The sequence below is a fragment of the Paracraurococcus lichenis genome (assembly GCF_030657435.1).
GTDB lineage: Bacteria > Pseudomonadota > Alphaproteobacteria > Acetobacterales > Acetobacteraceae > Paracraurococcus > Paracraurococcus lichenis.
Window position 1 is genome coordinate 1 of record NZ_JAUTWS010000392.1, and the last position, 740, is coordinate 740.

Below are 740 nucleotides of genomic sequence, written 5' to 3' on the forward strand. Positions count from 1 at the left end.
CGAAGGCTTCCCAGCGCACCAGCATGTAGTCCATGGCCTTGGCGACCGGCGCGTGCCGGGACAGCTTGCCGCGGCTCTCGCGCATCCAGGTCTCGAGTTCGGTGACCAGCGGCGCGACGTGCTGCCGGCGGAGAATGAGCCGCGCATCGGCGGGCAGGTTGTTGATGGTGCGCTCGGCATCAAAGATGGCATCGATCTGGCGCACCGCCTCGAGGGCGAGCGGGGCGCGCGACAACTCGGCCAGCTCGAACAGTTTGCGCCTGCCGTGAGCCCAACACGCGGCCTCGGTGACCGGCCCGGGTTGTCGATCGGCCTCGTAGAGCGCGTTGTATCCGGCATAGGCGTCGGCCTGCAGGATGCCGGCATAGCCGGCCAAGTGCCGGTTCGGGTGCTCGGCGGTACGGTCGCGCGAGTAGCGGAACATCGCCGCCGGTGGTGCCCGGCCGCCAAAGGGCCGGTCGTCGCGGACATAGGTCCAGGCCCGCCCGGTGATGGTCTTGCCCTTGGCCAGCACCGGGACGGTGGTGTCATCACCGTGCAGCCGCTCGGCCGCCAGCACATGGGCCTCGATCAGGGTGACCAGCGGCTCCAGGTTGGCGGTGCAGGCCCCGACCCAGCCGGCAATGGTCGAGACGCTGAGCTCGATGCCCTGAAAGGCATAGGTCTCGCTCTGGCGGTTCAGCGGCAGGTGCTGGCCGAACTTCGCCTCCAGGATCATCGCCAGCAGGTTCGGTCCTGCC

General features: G+C 69.1%; 1 protein-coding gene. It reads right to left on the minus strand.

Annotation, left to right across the window (positions count from 1 at the left end; all coding sequences use genetic code 11):
• Window positions 1-740, minus strand: a 740-nt coding sequence (tnpC, locus tag Q7A36_RS40425) for an IS66 family transposase (protein WP_305109430.1), incomplete at both ends; no start/stop codon positions are given.